The sequence below is a fragment of the Paenibacillus sp. Y859 genome, from assembly GCF_056786405.1.
In genome coordinates, this window is sequence record NZ_JBXCIZ010000001.1 from 43,368 (window position 1) to 60,898 (window position 17,531).

20 protein-coding genes, 3 pseudogenes and 1 riboswitch are annotated in these 17,531 nt (G+C 40.1%); of the genes and pseudogenes, 3 read left to right on the top strand and 20 right to left on the bottom strand.

Annotated features, from left to right (window positions below):
- Nucleotides 1-16 precede the first annotated feature (16 nt).
- The 5 genes from AC1TO8_RS00225 to AC1TO8_RS00245 all read right to left on the bottom strand — a co-directional run bounded on the left by AC1TO8_RS00225 (nt 17) and on the right by AC1TO8_RS00245 (nt 3,748).
- A complete protein-coding gene (locus AC1TO8_RS00225; RefSeq protein WP_482053628.1) occupies nt 17-226 on the bottom strand; it encodes a hypothetical protein in 210 nt (69 codons plus the stop codon).
- 169 nt (nt 227-395) lie between these two features.
- Nucleotides 396-1,874, bottom strand: a complete 1,479-nt coding sequence (locus AC1TO8_RS00230) for a DHA2 family efflux MFS transporter permease subunit (RefSeq protein WP_482053629.1) — start codon at nt 1,872-1,874, stop codon at nt 396-398.
- Nucleotides 1,875-1,961: 87 nt separating this feature from the next.
- Nucleotides 1,962-2,381, bottom strand: a complete 420-nt coding sequence (locus tag AC1TO8_RS00235) for a MarR family winged helix-turn-helix transcriptional regulator (RefSeq protein ID WP_482053630.1) — start codon at nt 2,379-2,381, stop codon at nt 1,962-1,964.
- Nucleotides 2,382-2,485: 104 nt separating this feature from the next.
- Nucleotides 2,486-3,169 carry a DNA alkylation repair protein gene (locus AC1TO8_RS00240; protein WP_482053631.1) on the bottom strand — a complete coding sequence of 228 codons (684 nt, stop codon included), beginning with the start codon at nt 3,167-3,169 and terminating at the stop codon, nt 2,486-2,488.
- 36 nt (nt 3,170-3,205) lie between these two features.
- A complete protein-coding gene (locus tag AC1TO8_RS00245; protein WP_482053632.1) occupies nt 3,206-3,748 on the bottom strand; it encodes a methylated-DNA--[protein]-cysteine S-methyltransferase in 543 nt (180 codons plus the stop codon).
- 83 nt (nt 3,749-3,831) lie between these two features.
- Between AC1TO8_RS00245 and AC1TO8_RS00250 the strand changes: the two genes are divergently transcribed.
- On the top strand, nt 3,832-4,617 hold the full coding sequence (locus tag AC1TO8_RS00250; RefSeq protein WP_482053633.1) for a spermidine synthase: 786 nt from the start codon (nt 3,832-3,834) through the stop codon (nt 4,615-4,617).
- 99 nt (nt 4,618-4,716) lie between these two features.
- On the opposite strand, the gene AC1TO8_RS00255 is transcribed toward AC1TO8_RS00250, so the two are convergent.
- Complete coding sequence (locus AC1TO8_RS00255) at nt 4,717-5,265, bottom strand: superoxide dismutase family protein (RefSeq protein ID WP_482053634.1); 549 nt, start codon at nt 5,263-5,265, stop codon at nt 4,717-4,719.
- Nucleotides 5,266-5,549: 284 nt separating this feature from the next.
- Between AC1TO8_RS00255 and AC1TO8_RS00260 the strand changes: the two genes are divergently transcribed.
- Nucleotides 5,550-5,717 (top strand): hypothetical protein, encoded by a 168-nt coding sequence (locus tag AC1TO8_RS00260; RefSeq protein ID WP_482053635.1) that lies wholly within the window; start codon nt 5,550-5,552, stop codon nt 5,715-5,717.
- 88 nt (nt 5,718-5,805) lie between these two features.
- On the opposite strand, the gene AC1TO8_RS00265 is transcribed toward AC1TO8_RS00260, so the two are convergent.
- The 6 genes from AC1TO8_RS00265 to AC1TO8_RS00290 all read right to left on the bottom strand — a co-directional run bounded on the left by AC1TO8_RS00265 (nt 5,806) and on the right by AC1TO8_RS00290 (nt 10,085).
- A complete protein-coding gene (locus tag AC1TO8_RS00265; protein ID WP_482053636.1) occupies nt 5,806-5,982 on the bottom strand; it encodes a hypothetical protein in 177 nt (58 codons plus the stop codon).
- Nucleotides 5,983-5,991: 9 nt separating this feature from the next.
- Nucleotides 5,992-6,783 carry a DUF4097 family beta strand repeat-containing protein gene (locus tag AC1TO8_RS00270; protein ID WP_482053637.1) on the bottom strand — a complete coding sequence of 264 codons (792 nt, stop codon included), beginning with the start codon at nt 6,781-6,783 and terminating at the stop codon, nt 5,992-5,994.
- Nucleotides 6,784-6,795: 12 nt separating this feature from the next.
- Nucleotides 6,796-7,467, bottom strand: a complete 672-nt coding sequence (locus AC1TO8_RS00275; protein WP_482053638.1) for a TetR/AcrR family transcriptional regulator — start codon at nt 7,465-7,467, stop codon at nt 6,796-6,798.
- 145 nt (nt 7,468-7,612) lie between these two features.
- A complete protein-coding gene (locus tag AC1TO8_RS00280) occupies nt 7,613-8,134 on the bottom strand; it encodes a nitroreductase family protein (protein WP_482053639.1) in 522 nt (173 codons plus the stop codon).
- A 5-nt stretch (nt 8,135-8,139) separates the two neighbouring features.
- Nucleotides 8,140-9,222 (bottom strand): AI-2E family transporter, encoded by a 1,083-nt coding sequence (locus AC1TO8_RS00285; protein WP_482053640.1) that lies wholly within the window; start codon nt 9,220-9,222, stop codon nt 8,140-8,142.
- 23 nt (nt 9,223-9,245) lie between these two features.
- A complete protein-coding gene (locus AC1TO8_RS00290) occupies nt 9,246-10,085 on the bottom strand; it encodes a DegV family protein (protein ID WP_482053641.1) in 840 nt (279 codons plus the stop codon).
- A 170-nt stretch (nt 10,086-10,255) separates the two neighbouring features.
- Here AC1TO8_RS00290 and AC1TO8_RS00295 point away from each other — a divergent pair, with 170 nt between their 5' ends.
- Nucleotides 10,256-10,618 (top strand): DUF423 domain-containing protein, encoded by a 363-nt coding sequence (locus AC1TO8_RS00295; protein WP_482053642.1) that lies wholly within the window; start codon nt 10,256-10,258, stop codon nt 10,616-10,618.
- Between the two features lie 29 nt (nt 10,619-10,647).
- Here AC1TO8_RS00295 and AC1TO8_RS00300 read toward each other — a convergent pair.
- From AC1TO8_RS00300 to AC1TO8_RS00335, 8 genes and pseudogenes are all read right to left on the bottom strand, one after another.
- A pseudogene (locus AC1TO8_RS00300) lies at nt 10,648-10,737 on the bottom strand (hypothetical protein); the annotation flags it as partial.
- Nucleotides 10,738-11,013: 276 nt separating this feature from the next.
- Nucleotides 11,014-11,268, bottom strand: a complete 255-nt coding sequence (locus AC1TO8_RS00305) for a hypothetical protein (RefSeq protein WP_482053643.1) — start codon at nt 11,266-11,268, stop codon at nt 11,014-11,016.
- A gap of 48 nt (nt 11,269-11,316) precedes the next feature.
- Nucleotides 11,317-11,641: pseudogene (locus AC1TO8_RS00310) on the bottom strand (CAP domain-containing protein).
- Nucleotides 11,619-12,008, bottom strand: a pseudogene (locus AC1TO8_RS00315) (phosphomethylpyrimidine synthase ThiC); the annotation flags it as partial. The pseudogenes AC1TO8_RS00310 and AC1TO8_RS00315, both read right to left, overlap by 23 nt.
- Before the next feature lie 175 nt (nt 12,009-12,183).
- Nucleotides 12,184-12,293: riboswitch (TPP riboswitch) on the bottom strand.
- An 82-nt stretch (nt 12,294-12,375) separates the two neighbouring features.
- Nucleotides 12,376-15,162 (bottom strand): O-antigen ligase family protein, encoded by a 2,787-nt coding sequence (locus AC1TO8_RS00320; protein WP_482053644.1) that lies wholly within the window; start codon nt 15,160-15,162, stop codon nt 12,376-12,378.
- Nucleotides 15,163-15,374: 212 nt separating this feature from the next.
- Nucleotides 15,375-15,878: a ferritin gene (locus AC1TO8_RS00325; RefSeq protein ID WP_482053645.1), complete on the bottom strand. Its 504-nt coding sequence runs from the start codon at nt 15,876-15,878 to the stop codon at nt 15,375-15,377.
- A 111-nt stretch (nt 15,879-15,989) separates the two neighbouring features.
- On the bottom strand, nt 15,990-16,469 hold the full coding sequence (locus tag AC1TO8_RS00330; RefSeq protein WP_482053646.1) for a heme-degrading domain-containing protein: 480 nt from the start codon (nt 16,467-16,469) through the stop codon (nt 15,990-15,992).
- Between the two features lie 5 nt (nt 16,470-16,474).
- Complete coding sequence (locus AC1TO8_RS00335) at nt 16,475-17,314, bottom strand: GNAT family N-acetyltransferase (RefSeq protein WP_482053647.1); 840 nt, start codon at nt 17,312-17,314, stop codon at nt 16,475-16,477.
- Nucleotides 17,315-17,531 lie beyond the last annotated feature (217 nt).

Consider the following 17,531-nt stretch of genomic DNA (forward strand, 5'->3'; position numbering starts at 1 on the left):
TTGCAAGCAAGTAAGTTTAATTCGACTTTTTCGGGTCTACTCGAACGGGTCTTTCCACCCAATTTTTGCGGTCCATTCGTCGTACACTATTTAATGGTTCTTTAGAAAATCCATCACTATCTTCAAGTGACACCGGTTGTACCGGTTTCGCTAACACTTTACTTCTGTCTACTCTCGATGCCCCACCATTATGTTTCCCTTTGTTCCACACACTGCCTTTACTCATTTGAACACTCCATTTCTAAGGTTGTAAGTACGTTCATCCGCTTCCTATTGTATACCCGTCTCTACGACTTGCACAAACATAATATTGTCCTGCCCCCCACATATCTAGTAATAGCAAAGCTACTCAAGCTAGTGGGGATACAAAACGCATTGGATATCAAAACTATTCCTTACAGAGATTCTACTAATTTCTCATTTTTCCTTCTCTTATCAAGCGCAACCGCCAATACGATCATACTAAGAAGTCCAATAACTGCAAAGATAGTTGCTGTCACGAACGAAGTATTAATACCATGAAGTAATCCATTGGCTGAAATTACATTCAACTGTTCCGATGTAGGATTAACTTGATCGGTTATCGCTATTTCTTTCGTTATAAACAGATTTGTTTGAGTTGTCATAATTGTTGTCATAACGGCAGTTCCTATTGCACCAGCAATCGATTGGAGTGTATTCTGCATAGCCGTACCATGACCTTGTAATTCAGGTCGTAATGAATTTAATCCAGCGGTCATCAGTGGCATCGTTAGAAAAGTTACCCCAAAGGAACGCACCATATAGATGACGCACATCAATACAATCCCAGTCGTATACGTTAGATTAGTATATAATGCGGTTGATATAACAAGTAAACTCACACCCATAATTCCAATCCACTTCATTCCATGACGATCATATAACTTCCCTGCAATGGGTGACATGATGGCCATAACAATACTACCTGGCAGGAGAAATAACCCAGATTCTAATGCCGTCATCCCACGACTACTTTGCAGATAGATTGGTAATAGAATCATGGTCGAGTAAATAACACCATTTACGAAGAAACTTATTATAATTGACAATGTGTACTCTAAAGACTTGAATATTTTCAAATCAATCATAGGTGTTTCCGCCGTGAGTTGACGAAATACAAATAATGTAAGTGAGATCATGCCTACCAATAAAGCACTCATGACAGGTATGCTTCCCCATCCCAGTTTACCTGCTACACCAAAACCATATAATATTCCACCGAACCCAAATGTCGATGTAATGACACTTACAATATCAAGTTTCGCCGGTCTCGGTTCAGAGACATTTTTCAGAATAAAGAAAGAAGATATTAAAGCAATGAGTGAAAATGGTAACACGGCAAAAAATACATATCGCCACGACAATTGAGTAATCAATAATCCAGACAAAGTAGGACCTACTGCCGGCGCGAACATAATGGCTACACCGACAATTCCCATTGCAGCCCCGCGCTTATCCTTTGGAAATAGTCGGAAAACGACATTAATCAACAAAGGCATCACGATACCTGCCCCGATCGCTTGTACTACACGTCCTATTAAAAGGATAACGAAGGTTGGTGCTGCTCCACAAAGTACCGTTCCCAATGAAAAAGTAATCATCGAAGTAAAAAATAACTGACGCGTCGAAAAACGATCCATTAGAAACGCTGTAACGGGAATGAAAACACCACTTACGAGCATATATAACGTAATTAACCACTGTGATGTCGAAGTCTCTACACCAAATTCCTTCGATAACGTTGGCAACGCCACATTAAGTACCGTTTGATTTAAAACTGCTGCAATGGCACCTATTAAAAGTACGGTTAAGATAGGGCCTGTTCTAAACTTATTCACTTGCTGAATTGACATAATGGTCTCCTTATTCTGCTTTGCGTTATTTTTTGCTAAATAAATGATAAATTAGATTAGCATGCTAATCTATAGGTCGTTCAGAAATCATTCATTCAAGTTATCAATCATTTGTTGTAGTAGACGTCTTAACAATAATTTCTCCTCTGGGTATACGCCATTCAACAATTTTTCTTGATGTCTGTGCCATATTTCCTGTAGAGGTTGTTCAAGCTCCCTACCTTGCTGGGTTAAGTATACACGGCTAATACGAGCATCATTTGTATCTTGCATTCTAGTAACTAGACCGTATTCTTCTAACTTTTTCAACATATTACTTAATGTCGGCGGCTCACACCCCATCCTCTCACTCAACTGGGACTGAGCAAGACCATCTTCCTGCCATAATTGATATAAGGCATGTTCCTGTCCAACGTGGATATGTAGATTTCCGAGTGAATCGGAATAACTTTTTCTCGACTTAGCACCTAACTTACTTAATAATATGCGAATTTCTTCATCTACCATCTTTTTACTCCTTCCACAAACAATTACTTAGCTTGCTAATGATATCTCCATACTAATAGAAACTACTCCGCCTGTCTAGCTATGGGAGGAGTTATACCATATCATTATTTACGTTTCATACTACGAATCATCTGTTTAGTTTCTTGATCTACTCGAAGTGACTCTGTAATCTTTTGCAGAGCTTTATTGTATGTGAAGTTATCTAGTGTATTATTTCTCAAGTAGGCCATCGTAGGTTCAGGCAGCTTCACATAACACATGGAAATCGCCCATGCCACAGCCATTTTCACATAATAACCTTCATGCTTTGGATTATCCAACCGTTTCAACACACGGATAATATAATCTTCTTCGATATAATAATCAAGAAGCATCACTACACCAAAGCGTATCTCGTACTCTTCAGTAGATGATAGATAAGATTGTAGAAACTCCCACACTTTGTCCTTGTTCGTTTTCGTGAACTTAAGTCCTGCACAGAAACTATCACATACTGACCAATTATCAATTTTAGGGACAAAAGCTGCGACATAAGACAGTTTTTCTTCTATATCTATTTCTACATAGCCGATCACCATACCTTGAAGCATGATTTCCTCGAAATATTCATTTTCGGCATGTTCCAGATAAGCACGCCAATCTCCTTTAGCTATGTTTTGAGCTAGCTTTCGAAGCTCCGGAATACGCACACCCATCACATTACTGATATGTGGAATAAGTGCTGATGAGAATTTCCGATATTTCTCTTCAGCTAGTTCTAATAATTGTTCCCTAATCGTTGTTTCCATTGGATAACTCCTTGTCCCCATTAAGTTAAGTATATGCTAGTTCGCTCTCCCTTCGAGCGTAACGCAACTACGTTCTAGCTGTAGTAGTTTGGTTTTCATATCCAATCCGCCACGATATCCGGTTAGTGAGCCATCTTTTCCAACGACTCGATGACAAGGAATAGTAACAAGTACTGGATTCGCTCCGATTGCGGTACCTACTGCACGTACAGCGGATGGCTTTTGAATCATATTCGCAATATCTACGTAGGATTGGGTCTGTCCATAAGGAATTTCACAAAGTGCATTCCATACAGCTAATTGAAATGGCGTGCCACGGAAATCAAAGGGGACTGTAAAGCGTTGAAGTTTGCCCTCGAAATACTCGATGAGTTCAGCTGCATATACTCGTAACTCCTCATCATTGCGAATCAAGTCGCTACCTGGAAATTTCTTATTCGCCCAAGAAGCTAGTTCTTCAAAAGGTTTATCTTGCGATCCGACATAACATAACCCCATCGTTGTTGCTGCAATATATATATTCCAATTCTTATGAGTTAATAGAGTCCAATACATGATTGGATTAGATTTGTCCTTCATGATCCTTCACCTCCTCTGTCTTCATTATAACCACATTCATGAACGTATGTACGTATTTTATATTATAATAGCAAGATAACGAAATGAAAAACAGAGGAAACTGGAACAGAAAGGAGATCGACCAATTGCAGACGCTATACCAAAGTTATACTGACAACCATGAATTAATAGTTTATGATACTACCGAATTATATGGTGAAAAAGGAAGTTTTCGAGTCCTACAATTCTCAAATGAAGCCATTCAAGGTGCGATGGATTTAAATCATCCAGAACGTATCATGTTCGAATACCCTAGGGCCATCATACATCTTATGGAGTTCAATGATCCATCATTCAAAGATGTATTTCTCATTGGTCACGGCATTGGGACGATTGCGAGCTATTTCTCTGGGAAGAACTTTAAGGTAGCAGAACTAGATGAGAAAGTAGTAGAGCTAAGTAAGACATACTTTGGATACAGTAAGGATAATGTGATCGTAGGGGATGGACGCTATATTCTGGAGTGTGAAGAAAGGGACGTCTATGATTATATCATCTTGGATGCTTTTACGGATAAAGGTACTCCTAGTCAATTCGTTTCTAAGGAGTTTTTTCAAATAACAGGAGACAAACTTCACTCCCATGGGTCTATCATCCTAAATCTAATGGGCAGGGCGGACAATGACAACCATATGAACGCTATCCATTCGACGCTTAGAGAGGAGTTTAATTATTCACGAGCTTTCAACTTACCAGCAGATGATGTGACAGACATACAGAATATTATTATCGTTGGCAGCCACGAACCTATTCAATTTCAAGCACGGAATATGGCAGGTTTCCATGAGATCCATCTTGAAGAAGGACATATTATTTGGGATAAAGTTTAGATTAATAGCCCATTTTGAAAGTAGACCTACAGACATTCTCCCATCTGCAGGTCTACTTTTTACTATCTTATTGGGGAACTTCTAATCAATTGGACAGCATTATTCTTGAATGACAGCACAAGCTATCCGATCCCCAGAATTACCTGATGGATCCGTTACATAATCGTCCGCCTTCTCATGAATAATAAGCGATGTTCCACCAGGCCTCAACAATGAGTTAGATACTCCCTTTGTTAGCGTGACGGATGTGCTCTCCAAATCAGCTGATACGGTTCCGTCTTCTTTCACTTGAATATTTTTTAAATCACCCGCATGATAACCCTTTGGATTGTTAAATCCATGTTGCTTAAGTTCAGGGTTCAAATGTGCCCCTGCTGATTTAAAGTCAGGCGCTTCGCATTTTCCTATTTCATGAAAATGAACGCCATGTTCGCCTGGTGTAAGATTCTTCGCTTCGATATGTAGCTGTACGCCGTCAGCCTTTTGTGTTATTACAACAGTTCCTATCCCCTCTCCCTTCGTATTCATGATGTTCGCTTTTACCTGTGTCTCTTTCTCGTTGGCGAATGCTGCCGGGATCACGATGGTGGCGACCACTAATAGAATACTAAGCACACTAAGATGGACAAATACCATATTTCTTTTCATTCGTTTATCGACCTCCTGTAGTTGGTAAGGCTCCACTATTTAGGGTAACCTATTTCCACCAAAAGAAAACATGAATCACTACAAGAGATATGTAGCAACTTAAGTCGACAATCAACAACAGTAATATAGAGGCTGTGTATAATGCCATTGTTGCGGCAAATGCCATCGCAGAGTCGTATAAAGAATAACAATACACTTTCAAACGAATGAATTTCTATTGAATAATAACAACATCTTTTCGGCAAACTGAACAATGTTGTTTTCTTTCCAAAGGAGGTGTCCATATGAGCGATTCAAATAGTAATAAACCAAGTAAATCAGAAGTTCAAACAACGAAATTAAACAAATTACCTCTTCTAGGTAAATTTGAACCGGAATTTTCTGCTGAAGAAGCTGCAGATGTGTTTGAGGAACAATGCTCCTCTCATAACAAATCGCAGAATGAAGAATAATAATACATGGTGAAAGATCGGACCCACGTAGAGTTATACCCTGAAGTATATCTAAGGGTATAACTCTTTTATATTTGATCTTAAGCTACTATTTGAAGCTGGCGTTAATAAACGCGCTCACGATAGCGCAAATTCCAAATAGGATGAACCACCAAGCCCATTTGTTTCTGGTATGTTTTTTCTTACTAACTAGCAAACCATAAATTCCTGTCAGTAATACTAGAATAGACACGCTTGTTCCTACGATCCAACCTGCGATATTCATTTGCACTCCTCATCTCTCTTCATTTTTACGTAGATAAAATTGTCCACCTCTTACTTCAACGCTATAAGCACTCCTTCCATTCTTATAGGTGTAGATATGACCCTTGGAAGTAAGCGGAAAATCACTTTTAAAACTACCTGACACCTTTTTAAACTTCAAAGTAAATCCTTCATTATCAGGAATGGTTACCGAAACATTAGTACCAGTTGATATGGACTGTATTACGCGTGGAACCACTACCGAGCGTATAGCTGTTCGTTTTCCAGTTGTTTTAGCGTATACTTCTGAAAATTCACCAGATAGTTCTACCTTCGATGCGGTGGAGTGCAGATTTAATCTCCTTATTTTTATATCTTCGCTCGTAATTTGTGAACCTATTACATTCAGTTCACATTCATCGTAATTTCCGGATGATATTGTCGCATGACTGGAAGTGAGCATTAACTTCGATGAAGTTGTGTCCACATCCTGGATAAATAAACGACAGCCCACACTATTAATGCTGAGCGAGTGTATTTTTTTCTTCGGAAGGTAAATTTCGAGGGAGGTATTATTAAAATTAAAACCGATCAGAGTATTCTTCTTTCTACCATCGATTATGCTTAGAAATCCGGAATTGAACTCAATGTGAGCAAGCTTCTTGTCAGGAAAGTTAGTATTCGTGTATTGAATGATATGGACATCGTCCGTCTCACCTTGTAGAATCCGTACTTCCCCATTTAACCAATCTAGAGATATGGAAGAAACAACTTCTTCAATATTCTGTCTACTACGAAATATCATTTCACTATTCGTAAACACTAATATTCACCCCTATTCGATTTCCATCTTATTAATTTTAAATCCTCCAATATCAGAATGACGGTCTGTAATTTTCTGAATCAGTTGATCACTTACAATATCAGCACCTAATAATCCCATCATTTTTTGAAGAAACTTTAAACGAGTGATCGTTTCGTCAAAATTTCGCTCGAACAGAATTGGGTTGATCCATATATTCACAAGAAGCATAAACACTTCCGCACATTCTATTGGATAGTCTGTCGAAATGGACCCATCTTGTTTTCCATCCATCAAAATTCGAGCAATAATTGAAGCATCATTCATCACTCCGTTTTTAATGCCTGTTACGACAAATTGAGGATTTTTAATTTGTGTACTTAAGACGCTGTCGATCGAATGCACATCGATATCTGCCACAATACTTTCCAGAATAATGATCAGCTTCTCTTTAGCGTTTGGCGCTTGCGTATTTTGAATCAGATCATGAAGTATTTCTGCTGCATATGTAAACTGCTTCTCCATCACCGCATCCAGAATATCTTCCTTAGATTTGAAGTGATGATAAATCGCACCCTTGGACATCCCAAGTTCATTAATGATGTCTTGGATACTCGTCTTCTCAAATCCCCTTTCTTTGAACAATATTGCTGATACTGATAATATGTGCTCCAATGTCCGCTCTGGATATTTATTTCTAGCCATAAAATCCCCCTCCATTTAGATACCGACCGTTGGTATCTATGTTAATGTGAAAATACTTCCATGTCAATACTTAAATCTCTGATGCATATTACAACAATGGACCTTCAGAGTTTCCTGAAGGTCCATTGTTGATGCTATATTCATCCTAATACTTTTCCAAATGTAATACTAAATCAAGTGGATACATTTCTTTCGGAGCAGGTTCTATATCTGGATAGCCTAAGCCAATAATAGCTACAACACGATGTTGTTCCGGGATTCCTAAGATTTGACGAACATAATCTTCCCGCTTAGTAGATTCTTCATGATCCTCCGAATGATAAATAGCACCCCAAGCAGCTCCCAAGTCCGATGATACCGAAGCTAACCAAAGATAACCTCCTGCAATCGAAGCATCTTGCAACCAGTATTTGCTTACGTCTGGATTCCCAATGATGACCACAGCTGCAGTAGCCTGTTCAAGCCATTTTACATAAGGTGTCGCTGTACTCAATTGTGTAAGTGTATCTTTGTTGGTCAATAGAACAAATTCTCTAGAAGGTAGGTTATTACCAGTTGGAGACAAATAAAGAGCTTTTGTAAGCTTTCCCAGTAATTCCTCTGGTAAAGGAGTATCTTTAAAGCGTGTAATCTCTCTCCGTTTGTTAATGGCTGTAAGAACGTCCATGATCACTACACCTCTTCCCAAGCTTTCTTGAAAAACCTCAAGTACACTTTAGAAACTACAATTTTGATAACGACATACATTGGAATAATAACGATGACACCTACCATTCCGAATAAATCAGCACCTGCTAATATGAGTATGATTGTCGTCAATGGATGAATATCAAGCTGTTTGCCAAAAATATAAGGTGCAATAATATTGTCCTGAACTTGTTGCGCTACCAAAATGATAATAAGCGACCATATGGCTATAGCAGGCGATTGCACTAGTCCGATAATGACGATAGGTACAGAAGAGAGTATCGCTCCTACAAAAGGAATGAAGTTCAAGATCACCGCGATGACAGTCAGTAAAAGCGCATAAGGTAGACCAATAATGAGAAATCCGATGTACATTAGAACACCTAGAGCTACATTGACAGTGACTCTTCCTACGATAAATCCACTTAGCGCATGGTCAATCTCACCCATGACTTCGTGACCATCTTCCCGAAACCGTATAGGTAAGAAACTAACCATTTTCTTTCCGAATTTCTCACCTTCTTTCAGCATATAGAACAGAAAGATCGGAAACGTGAAGAGGATAATAGCGAAATTAGAGAAGAACGAGAACAAACCTGTAATGTAATTGGTTAAGAATGTGAATCCTTTATTAAGATAGTCTGTTACTTGTGACATAAGGTCGGCATTCTCTGGAATAATGGCAGCTAGAAAACCATTCTGTTCAAGCTTTCCTAGTTGATGACCTAGAGAATTAAATAGGCTTGGTGCGTTAACAACTAAGTTCGTCAATTGAGTAACCAATGATGGCCATACACCGATTATAAATCCTACAATGCAAATGGCAATAACAACATATATGATCAGGATGGCTAGCGGACGAACAATTTTCTTGCGTTCCATTAGATCTACCAATGGACGAAGCAAATAATAAAAAAAGCCTGCCATTAAAAAAGGTACAATAATCATCATACTAAATAATGATAGTATCGGTTGGAAGACAAAATCAACAAGTGAAACCAAATAAATAATAAGCAGCACTAAGATTATTCCGATACATAATTTAATGAATTTATTCAATTTCGTCAAATGGTCTCCTCCAAATTAATCTACTAAAATGCTAACCCTATCCCGCCTTCTCCTGCATATGTACCCATTATTGGACCCATATTCGAGAATAATACTTCTTTAAAAGGATATTTCTCAAGAATCCGTTCTTTAATTTCAAGTGCTCGACTCTCACAATTACTGTGCACGATGGCTATAACGGCATTCTCATAATCATGTTGCTTCTCATCTAATCGCGATAACAGACTCGTAATTGCTTTTTGAATACCACGTGTCTTTTCCACTACTTCCACTGTACCCTCTTCGCTGATTTTGAGTAAAAGCTTGATATTAAGCATGGATGCGACCGCACCGGACAATCGATTTAGTCGTCCCCCTTTGATGACGTTCTCCAAGGTCTCCAAAGTAAAATAAGCCTTGACCTCCTGTATTTGATGAACCACTTTCTCTTTTAGATCGTGTAAACTTGTAGCAGATTCAGACCATTTTGCTGCCAAGCCAACAACTAGCGATAACCCACCCGAGAAGGTTTTAGAGTCTAACACCTCAATGCTATTACTATGCCCTTCTTCAACATACATTTCTTTAGCAATCATCGCAGCCTGGTAAGTACTACTGATATTAGAGGACATGCAAATGACCAAAATATCCGTTCCCTCTTTCACTTCTTTGAACTTTTCAAGAAAATCTTGTGGACTGGGACTAGCCGTAGTCGGCAATTCCCGAGATTCTTTCATTTTAGTGTAAAATGTTTCTGCATCCATATCCCCAGGCATACACTCATTCTGGAAATGTACTGATAAATTGACGATGGAAATATTAAACCGCTTAATATACTCTACCGGTAAGTCAGAACCGCTATCTGTAATAATCTTGATCGGCATAACAATAATTACGCTCCTTATAACCTCAATTATGATTTCCTAACATTTAACTGCAATACACTGTCATACCTTATTATATCTTTCGCATTAGAGAGAATCAATTTATCATTTATCATTAAAGAGTGATATGCTAACAATTAGCAGAATCCATTGGAAAAGAGGTCGTTTGTATGAATGTATTACTATTACTCGGCAGTATACTAATGTTTTTGGCTGTAGCCTTAGGGGCCTTTGGGGCACATGCATTAAAGAAGAAGTTATCTCCAGATCAAATGAAGGTCTACGAGACAGGGATACAATACCATATAGCTCACGCACTGGGGTTATTGGTACTTGGTCTACTTGCGGATAGTTCTGCTAACTCTTCTCTTATTGTCCTGGCAGGATGGTTCCTCTTCGCTGGAGTTATCCTATTCTCGGGTAGTCTGTACGCCTTAAGTCTCAGCGGAATAAAAAAGTTAGGGGCGATTACACCACTTGGTGGTGTAGCCTTCTTGATTGGCTGGGTCATGGTTATCATCACTGTAATCTAAGAACAAGATAAGCTTTTTCTAATGAACTCTCTACATCCGAAATAGAGATGCGCTTCTCCCAGTATCTTTCCTTCTTGCATTAGTATTCTACGTGTCTGCGGGAAACCACGGAATGGGGCCGAACTCATATGAAAGTTTGAGTAATGACTGAATTGGCTCTTCAATGTTTAAAAGCGGAAGATTACCTAGCGGACCATATGTTTTCGGTTGGGGGATTTGGGATTCCATATTACCCATATTATCATTCTCCGATTCCTATCCACCCTCACTTCTTCATTCACCAATGATATTTTCTATACGGTCAAGAAATAAACCAATGATAGCCTGTAGGCTATCATTGGTTCATGAAGTAATGGATGAAATGCAACCGTAACAATTCATCTCTATCCCTCTAATTAAACAAGCTTATTCCACCAAGGTATCATTTCATATACACATAACCCATCGTGTTCTCCAATAACCTTCATATCACTTGCTTCTTCTGCCGTATAGCTTTGCACTTTTTCAGTTGTTTCAACGTGATATGTCTTTCCTGATAAGTTTGATACAACAATATAACAATCTTCATGGCTTTGAGCATCTACCGCAAGTAAATCGGTAGGGATTCCTGTTACGACAACCACTGCATTTTGAGCTCGTTCTTCTGTCAAGATGATATTCCCCTTCTGTGCCTATTTATAATAGATCATGATTTAATATCATAGCGGTGTAAAGAAATTCTGTGTGTAATATATATGATAATCACTCGAACTAATACCAAATGCAACACCTACACCCAACGTTTCAAAAGAGGACTTAAGTATATTGCTTCGATGTCCCGAAGAATTTAGCCAACCAGAGTACGCATATATCACTTTATTATAGCCTGCTGAAATAGTTACGCAACGCCATGTCTTGGCTATGATCTCTGGCTGCGTTCGCCGCAGTGTTATTCCATTCTAGAACATTCAGCCCGTTTCGTATACGTACAACATTCGTCAGATCAAATATTTGAATAGTTTCATTTATAAATGACGCTTCCACCCTCTTTAAATTCGTTCGCTTTATTCAATAGGCCATTTCTTATGGTATCCTGTTCCTCTTGTTCCTTCTGTCTAGTTGAATCTCGAATATCATGAGAAATTCGCATGCTACAGAACTTGGGTCCACACATGGAACAGAAATGTGCCGTTTTTGCTCCTTCCGCAGGCAGTGTCTCATCATGATACTCCAGAGCTCTCTCTGGATCGAGCGACAGATGGAACTGATCACGCCAGCGGAATTCGAACCGAGCTTTAGATAGTGCATTATCACGGTCCTGTGCTCCCTTATGCCCTTTAGCTAAATCAGCAGCTTCTTTAATCCACGATAATCGATTGGGATGCAATCCAACACGAATATCTGGACGAGACCCCATTACATACACTTTTTTACTTCCTGGAAAAGCTGATAGATTAACAGATTCTTTCTTCATTTCGCTTGTCATTTCATTTCCTCCTATAAGTAAGGTGATTTGATCAAGCGGAGCAAATTCTATTCAACAAGCAGAAAAAAGACCGCCTCAGAGAAAGAGGCAGTCTTAAATAGACAAATAGAACTCCATTTCCTCCGCTGGCATTACCCAGATCAGGTTTGACGGTCGATAGTTGATCACTATCCTCTCAGCCTGGCACACCAAGCTCCCGTTACGATGTAATTGTTAGTTAATGTATAACGAAGTAACAAGATAAAGCAATACTAAATTCCCAAATGACCATCTAGATACATTCAACAACCTTTTAAAGTTTAAGCTGTAAATCCGCGATTTCATCAATCTGTGCGGCTTCCGCAGGATCAGCCGCAATCAGACGGTCATAAACGACCTGATCTGGGACACTGTTATTCTTCTTTAGTGCAGCCAAATACCAACGAGCAATTTCACGGTTTGTTGCATTGGTATAATCTTCGCTCAAACCAATCTGTAGCGTAGCTATAGCCGCTTCCAATTGTTCAGACATAAATTGTATTTTTCCTGTATTCAGTGCTACAGCCGGAGCAACCGTAAGCGACCTTCCTTGCAGTTCTTCAGAAGACAGAGTCTTCAAATATTCCAAATCCGCCAGTACGTGGCTGTAGGCCTCAAGCCCAATGTTGAAATTAGCTTGCTTGTTAACACTGTCTTTCTGTGTGTGAGCCACCTGCCCCAGATCATAAGAGCGACTGATGAGAGCGCTGTACCAGTCCATCTCCCAGAGATTCTCGCTGTTTATGATATCTGCGTAATTCTCATTGAAGCCACGCTTCAATGTAGTAGCGGCCACTACAGGTTCTCCTAACATCAGCTGTATTTTACCCGTATTCAGAGCGATGGTCGGAGTGATGGAGAACGGACGTCCCTGCATCTGCTCCGGAGGGAGTGTCTTCAAATACTCCACACCGACCACAACCTGTTCGTATGTCTCGAGCCCTGTCTTGAAATACTCCTGTTTCAGAACATCATCCTTGAGGGTATGTGCCTGGTCTCCCATCGCAAATGAGTGTCTAATCAGTGCATCGTACCAATCAATATCCCAGACGAACTTGTTGGCATTGTCACGATAGACCGCCTGAGCAAGGTCACTTTGCCCTTTAAGATCATAGTAAGCTGCTAACTGCGTCAGCAACTGCTTGTTGTAAGGCTCGTCCTCAAGGGCACGCATCAGCACATGAAAGGACTCTTCAAGGAACTGCTCGTTTTGAGTCTGCCTAAACACCTCCTGATCAAGCGAGGACAGATATATCGCGGACTCCGGATGGCTCGGGCGCTTATCCAAAGCTTTAACCATCGGTGCCTTCAACTCTTCGTAGGATTGACTAACATTAATTAGGTTATTTGCTTGCACAGCGGCATTATTCGACGTGATATAACCGATCAAGATGAACAACAGAGATACAGTGCCGATTCCTAACACTGCGAAATATCCAAAGCGTAGCCCCGTCTTATTCCAGTTCCAACGCAGTGGCTTACTGTCCATAACCACTGCCATCCCTGCCAATCCGATAAAGACCAGTATTCCCATGAAAGCATAGCTCATATTGAAGTCCAGTAGGCTATGAATCAGAATAGACAAGGCTATAATCAGATAAAAGAAACCATTACCGAAATCATCCTTATCTCTTTTTACATATCCACGAATATATTTATAAAAAATATAAATGATAAAACTCATAAATATGATAAATCCTAGAATCCCTACCTCAATCAAGTATTGTAAGAAGAAATTATGTACCTGCCGGCTAGTATATGGGTTATTCTGATATTGCTCATACAGTGAGGCCCACCCTCCTCCTCCAACACCAAGGATCGGATAATCCTTAACTACTTTTAATGCATCCTTATAAAAAGTAATCCGCTCCAACACGCTATGCTGTTGGAAGTTAATGTTCTCCAGACGTGTTCCCATGTTCGCAGGCAATATGTTTCTCATGCTTGTTCCGATAAACAGGAAAGCTATCACGCCGACCAGAGCTACCGAGCCAAGTGGAATCCATAGTCCAGTTAGCTTGCCTGATGCAAGCTGACCCAGCTTCTTGTGTAGCCATGGTGTCGCAAAACGCTGGATGACCCAGCTTAGTCCGGCTACAATCAAAGAGCCTCCAAGTAAATACCCCCAGCCCTTCAATGCGGCGGATGATGTGTAAGTGGTGTTCAGTTCAATGCCCAAATTGGTCACAGGTGCTGAAATGAGTAACGAAACGACTCCAGCAATTCCGAGCTGTACGATCCATAGTATCTGTTGCACAGGCTTCAGGAATAAGAGCAATAAAATGAATACAACTGGTAGCATGACTAGACCGCCGCGCGATAGTGTCAGCAAGATTGATACAATGATCGGGACTAACATGAACCCGTGCATCAACTGGCCAATCCATTTCTGAGAACGAACTAGCGCGAACAGGGCTACGAATAGAAAAGCCATCAGGAAGGCTGCATATGTATTCGCATATTGGAAGATCGAAGTTAGCCGCAGTCCGTTGGAGTCGATCATCACCGCTTCTATATATTTACCTTCACGCACAGTCTCAGAGAACCACCCTACGAGCGAACCTGCAAATTTCCAACTTCCAAGCCAATTCAGCAATCCGAAGGATACAATGAAATAGGCAATAGCAAGAATAGCATTCTGCATGACCATATTTAGTTGTTTTTGCTTCAGCAGATATAACGCTACAATGAATATTGTCGCATACATGCTCTGGATGAACATCATATTCATCGCCATATAATGCGATGCGGCGACAAACACCGACAGGATATAAGTGATTGGAAGCAACACTCCCGTCACAGTCACCAGATCCCGTTGTTCAGTCAATTTAAACTTGTTGAAATCTAGTCCGATCCAAACTAACAACATCAGACCACTAAGCAGAGTTGCAATATACAATGGCTTCTCGAAATCTAGCGATTGGCCATTAAACAATCCCGCCTGAAATGGAGTCCAGCCTAAAAATAAAATAATTACAAAAACCAACGCCCATACCGGGCCGGATATCTTTTCAGCATTTTTCGACGGTACCGTATTTTTACCGTATAGCGGTTTCGACATATTCGACTCTCCTTTTCTTGTAGCTACTAGAATATTCTAGCATAAATATATTGGTATAGTCTTGTTCTAAATTACTATAATGTTAAAAAAATGGATAAACCAGTCAATATATTTAAAGATTCCGACAAAAATAGCCTCCTATCCTCAATTACATTAGGGATAGGAGACTTTCTTTTTTCACACGGACTGTTTCGATAGTCTCAACTCATCTGTTATTCCGCAGGAGGCGTGAATGAACGCGTTGCGAACTCAGCGTCTAGCATGTAGAATGCGTTACTGTCTCTTTCGATACGTTTAAGCTTCTGAATAATGTTATCAAAAAGCGCCTCTTCTTCAACTTGTTCGTCAATGAACCACTTCAGAAAGTAAATCGTTGCATGTTCGCGTTCATCTGTAGCTAAATCAGCCAAGTCATAGAACCTACTGGTGTTCTGTTTCTCATGTGCATAGCCATGTTCAAAAACATCAAGCATGGAGTCATACTCATTCTTCGGTTCTGGTAATGCTTCCAATGTCGCACGTTGTCCGCGGTCATTGAGGAATTTATATATTTTCATACCATGAAATCGTTCTTCTTCGGCTTGAACCGTATAGAAATTTGCAAATCCATCCAGACTTTTACCTGAGCAATATGCAGCCATAGCGAGATAGACATGAGCCGAATAAAATTCAAAATTCATCTGTTTATTTAGAGCTTCCACTAATCCGTCTTTCATTGAACAAGTCACCTCTGCTTCTTATTAGTTTGTGATCATTGAACATATCGTAAGGAATAGCTCCCCCTTGCTTACCTATCGTAACATGCTAACGTGGTTACATTCAATTCTTTACTCTCCAATTTGAGACAAGTGACGACGTAATGCAGAGATCAGGAGATCATGATCTTCTTGGTCTGGTAATCCAGAGACGGTAATCGTACCCACCTGACCTTCTCCTATGACAAATAGCGGAAAACCTCCCCCAGCCCCGACATAATCAGCAAAAGGTAACTCATCACGTTTCTCTAACGTGGTACCCTCGTACTGTAGTTGAAGAGCAACATGCCATGAACTGGAGCCGAAATGGTTCACCACGTTATTCTTCCTCCTTATCCAATCCTCATTCTCAGCAACCGTTCCTTCCATTGCGTGCAAGAACAAGCGTTGTCCCGCCCGCGTAATATCAACGGTTATACGCTTCCCTGTTTGCCTCGCTTCTTCCACGATCATAAGTCCTAATTGTAATGCCGTATCATTCGTAAATGTCGTGAATTGGAGTTCCTGTTCTTCTTTCTCCATCTGCGCTATACGCTGTTGAATAGTTATCATATTTATTAGTCATCTCCTTGTAAAATAATGTTGTTGTGAGGTACCCAAATCGCTCTTGTCCATGCCATTTGCAACCCGATGCGTTCCATATTATGTTGACTGGTACTCCCGAAGCTTGCTTGTGCCACAACGAGGTCACAGTTCGCTTGATTAGCTACGTACATCCGTTTATGTAATAGCGCTGTGTGTAATCCTTGTTGTCTATATTGAGGAACCGTTGTTGCCAAAGTCAAGGAAGCCGTCTGATTATTCAGGTGCATGACTGCCACTGCGGCAGGTATATCATTCAAATAGGCCAAATAAATCTTCCAGCCCGGTCTACTCAGTAAACCTATATTATTATTCACAAAATAAGGTTTGTCAGCAATAGACATGCCTGAGCCAATACAATGTATCTCAGCATACTGATCGAATTCCTGTTCATTAACAACTTCTATGATCCTAATATCCGAAGGAAGAGTGGGCAAATCACTACTAGGCAACCCATAAAGAACGGAATGAAATCCCCTTTGATATAAACCAAGCTCCGCACATTTATGTAATAACTGCGGACTGCAGTGATGTGGATCCACTTCTAGTTGAAAGTTCCTCCCTCTGACACGATAGAATTCAATTATTTCTTCCAAGTAGTCGATATCCACTGCTGTTATTCCTTTAACTGCATTAAATAACCCCCACGGCATTGTCCTAATATAGGATACTGTGGCCTGACCAAATCTCTTGATTTCAACGCCTTCCGGATTACCCTCTCGTTCACCAATAGATTTAATTCTAGATGTAAAGAAATCGATCTCAGATTGTTGTAATCTTGAGGCTAATCCTTCGTTAATTATGGGAAGTTTCATCTTAACCACTCCTTCCTTACACCCCTTTACTATTACCTATGTTCTACTTCAGATAAACGCCTTACATCGCTCTTTTGTGGAAGGGTTCATATAGTGAAGAATTATACGTTGCTGATGCTAGTGATACATTGTTTCGCTAGCAGATATGAGCTGCATCACCATCATCATTAATCACATTCCGCCTTCACCATGCACTATTAAGTGCAAAAAGTACACT

Excerpts from the sequence above, each read along its gene's own strand:
- AC1TO8_RS00295 (WP_482053642.1), top strand. The coding sequence starts at position 10,256 with ATGAATGTATTACTATTACTCGGCAGTATACTAATGTTTTTGGCTGTA.
- AC1TO8_RS00330 (WP_482053646.1), bottom strand. The coding sequence starts at position 16,469 with ATGATAACTATTCAACAGCGTATAGCGCAGATGGAGAAAGAAGAACAG.
- AC1TO8_RS00280 (WP_482053639.1), bottom strand. The coding sequence starts at position 8,134 with ATGGACGTTCTTACAGCCATTAACAAACGGAGAGAGATTACACGCTTT.
- AC1TO8_RS00260 (WP_482053635.1), top strand. The coding sequence starts at position 5,550 with ATGAGCGATTCAAATAGTAATAAACCAAGTAAATCAGAAGTTCAAACA.
- AC1TO8_RS00230 (WP_482053629.1), bottom strand. The coding sequence starts at position 1,874 with ATGTCAATTCAGCAAGTGAATAAGTTTAGAACAGGCCCTATCTTAACC.
- AC1TO8_RS00320 (WP_482053644.1), bottom strand. The coding sequence starts at position 15,162 with ATGTCGAAACCGCTATACGGTAAAAATACGGTACCGTCGAAAAATGCT.
- AC1TO8_RS00235 (WP_482053630.1), bottom strand. The coding sequence starts at position 2,381 with ATGGTAGATGAAGAAATTCGCATATTATTAAGTAAGTTAGGTGCTAAG.
- AC1TO8_RS00225 (WP_482053628.1), bottom strand. The coding sequence starts at position 226 with ATGAGTAAAGGCAGTGTGTGGAACAAAGGGAAACATAATGGTGGGGCA.
- AC1TO8_RS00325 (WP_482053645.1), bottom strand. The coding sequence starts at position 15,878 with ATGAAAGACGGATTAGTGGAAGCTCTAAATAAACAGATGAATTTTGAA.
- AC1TO8_RS00245 (WP_482053632.1), bottom strand. The coding sequence starts at position 3,748 with ATGAAGGACAAATCTAATCCAATCATGTATTGGACTCTATTAACTCAT.
- AC1TO8_RS00250 (WP_482053633.1), top strand. The coding sequence starts at position 3,832 with ATGAAAAACAGAGGAAACTGGAACAGAAAGGAGATCGACCAATTGCAG.
- AC1TO8_RS00240 (WP_482053631.1), bottom strand. The coding sequence starts at position 3,169 with ATGGAAACAACGATTAGGGAACAATTATTAGAACTAGCTGAAGAGAAA.
- AC1TO8_RS00255 (WP_482053634.1), bottom strand. The coding sequence starts at position 5,265 with ATGAAAAGAAATATGGTATTTGTCCATCTTAGTGTGCTTAGTATTCTA.
- AC1TO8_RS00265 (WP_482053636.1), bottom strand. The coding sequence starts at position 5,982 with ATGAATATCGCAGGTTGGATCGTAGGAACAAGCGTGTCTATTCTAGTA.
- AC1TO8_RS00335 (WP_482053647.1), bottom strand. The coding sequence starts at position 17,314 with ATGAAACTTCCCATAATTAACGAAGGATTAGCCTCAAGATTACAACAA.
- AC1TO8_RS00290 (WP_482053641.1), bottom strand. The coding sequence starts at position 10,085 with ATGCCGATCAAGATTATTACAGATAGCGGTTCTGACTTACCGGTAGAG.
- AC1TO8_RS00275 (WP_482053638.1), bottom strand. The coding sequence starts at position 7,467 with ATGGCTAGAAATAAATATCCAGAGCGGACATTGGAGCACATATTATCA.